Source organism: Spirillospora sp. NPDC049652 (assembly GCF_040675125.1).
Classification (GTDB): Bacteria; Actinomycetota; Actinomycetes; order Streptosporangiales; family Streptosporangiaceae; genus Spirillospora.
The window spans coordinates 1-2,348 of record NZ_JBFAOF010001047.1 but is presented as its reverse complement, the minus strand read 5'-3'; the positions used below and the strand labels follow the sequence as shown (position 1 = coordinate 2,348).

Genomic DNA, 2,348 nt, shown 5'->3' with positions numbered 1-2,348 from the left:
GGCGTCCAGGTTCGACAGCGGCTCGTCCATGAGGAACGCCTGCGGCTGCCGGACGATCGCGCGCCCCATCGCCACCCGCTGGCGCTGGCCGCCGGACAGGTTGCGCGGCTTCTTGTCGAGGTACTCGGTGAGCCCCAGGATCTGCGCGGCGCGGTCCACCTCGCGCCGGATCTCGGCCTTCGGCACCTTGCGCAGCGACAGGCCGAACCCGATGTTGTCGCGGACCGACAGGTGCGGGTAGAGCGCGTAGCTCTGGAACACCATCGCCACGTCGCGGTCGCGCGCGGGCACGCGGTTCACCACGCGGTCCCCGATCGCGATCTCGCCCTCGGAGATCTCCTCGAGCCCCGCGAGCATCCGCAGCGCGGTGGTCTTGCCGCAGCCGGACGGCCCGACCAGCACGAGGAACTCGCCGTCCGCGATGCCGAGGTTCAGGTCGGTCACGGCACGGGTTCCGTCGGGATACACCTTCCCGACCCCGCGCAGGGCGACCTCTGCCACGGTCCCTCCTCCCTCTGCGGGCCGGAACGGCCCGGCGTTTCGTGTTACTTCGCTGTAAAACCCGCCGGATGCTCCAAGGAGGTACAGGGCGACGCCAGGAGTGCGCAACAACCGGGCCGCGCGCGGCCCGGTTTGGTATGGAGATCGTTATAAGCCCGTGAACGCAACGGGGGCGGACCCGCCGTGCGGGCCCGCCCCCGTTGCGGAGCGGCGTCGTGTCGCCGTTGCGATGCTCGTCCCGCGCCGTCGCGGACGGCCCGGGTCGGTCGGTGGTCGGCCGGTGGCCGGCCGGTGGTCAGGCGGTGGTCAGGCGGTGGTGCGGTGGTCAGTCGATGACGACCAGGCCGTGGCCGGTCCGGTTCATCGGCTCGTACCCGTCCTCGGTGCACACGACGATGTCCTCGATGCGCGCGCCGTGCTCGCCGGGGTAGATGCCCGGCTCGACCGAGAACGCCATGCCCGGCTCCAGCGGCTCGGTGTTGCCCGAGACGATGTAGGGCTCCTCGTGCGTCTCGATGCCGATGCCGTGCCCGGTGCGGTGGATGAAGTACCCGCCGTACCCGGCGGCGGCGATCCGGTCGCGCCCGGCGGCGTCGACCGCCTCCGGGGTGACGCCCGGACGGACGGCCTCGCAGGACAGTCGCTGCGCCTCCTCCAGCACCGCGTAGTACTTGCGGTACTCGGCGGGCGGCTCGCCCACGCAGTAGTTGCGCGTGGAGTCGGAGCAGTAACCGCTCGGCATCTGCCCGCCGATGTCCACCACGACCGGCTCGCCCTCGCCGATGACCCGGTCGGACAGCTCGGCGTGCGGGTTCGCGCCGTTCGGCCCCGAGCCGACGATCACGAAGTCGACCGTGGCGTGCCCCTCGGCCAGGATCGCGTCGTGGATGTCGCGGCCGACCTCCCGCTCGGTGCGGCCCGCCCGCAGGAACTCCGGAACCCGGCGGTGCACGCGGTCGATGGCCTCGCCCGCCTCGCGCAGCGCGGCGATCTCGGCGGGGCTCTTGCGCATGCGCAGCTCGCGCAGCACCGTCCCGGCGAGGACCTGCTCGACGCCCGGCATCGCGTCCCGGAACCGCAGCGTCATCATCGCCCACATCCGGTCGGCGAGCCCGACCCTGCCGCCGGACGCGCCGAGCCGCCGCGCGACCAGCGCGTACGGGTCGTCGGTCTCGTCCCACGGCACCAGTTCCACGCCGAGCGAACCCGCCGGGGACTCCTGCGCGGCGGGCAGCTCCAGGCGCGGCACCACCAGGAAGGGCTCGCCGTCGGCGGGCACCGCCAGGCAGGTCAGCCGCTCCAGCGGCAGCGCGTCGTAGCCGCTGACGTACCGCAGGTCCGGGCCGGGCGTCAGGAGCAGCGCCGCGAGGCCCGCCTTCGCGGTCGCCTCCTGCACCGTCGCGACGCGCTCGCGCGGATACAACGCCCTTGTCACATCCGTGTCCATGCTGGTCGCCGGGTCCCGTGCGCGCGGACGCGGCACGACGGACCCCGCTTCCTCCCTCCCTGAGAAGCCACCCTGTTACATTCTGTACATGCTCCGACACAGCCGTGCCATGTCCGGATACCGGTCCAGGATCGCAGGGGTCCGGGCCCGATGTCGCCCGGGGACTCCCCCGGCGCAGCGGCGCGGCCGGGCCTGACCGCGCCGGGAGACCCCGTGACGCCTCAGCCGCAGAGCGCGGACCCGGCCGGCGCGGCCGACCCGGCCGGAGCCGGTGCCCTCGACCCGGGCACCGGTCCCGGCCCTGGTGCCGGGCCCGGTCCGGCGGGTCCGGCCGCCGCCGCGCCGGTCCGCCGTGACGCGCCCGCCGTCCCGCCGTCCCGAGCCGACGGCGGGTACCCCG

The 2,348-nt window shown here is 74.0% G+C and carries 3 protein-coding genes; 1 reads left to right on the top strand and 2 read right to left on the bottom strand.

Translation table 11 applies throughout. The features are described from left to right. Nucleotides 1–501, bottom strand: a 501-nt coding sequence (locus tag AB0J52_RS36675; protein WP_500187511.1) for an ABC transporter ATP-binding protein, incomplete at its 3' end; no start/stop codon positions are given. Nucleotides 502–826: 325 nt separating this feature from the next. Beyond that, nucleotides 827–1,936 (bottom strand): M24 family metallopeptidase, encoded by a 1,110-nt coding sequence (locus tag AB0J52_RS36670; RefSeq protein WP_500187510.1) that lies wholly within the window; start codon nucleotides 1,934–1,936, stop codon nucleotides 827–829. A 225-nt stretch (nucleotides 1,937–2,161) separates the two neighbouring features. Here AB0J52_RS36670 and AB0J52_RS36665 point away from each other — a divergent pair. After that, nucleotides 2,162–2,348 (top strand): hypothetical protein (locus AB0J52_RS36665; protein WP_500187509.1); only part of this gene is annotated, 187 nt, incomplete at its 3' end.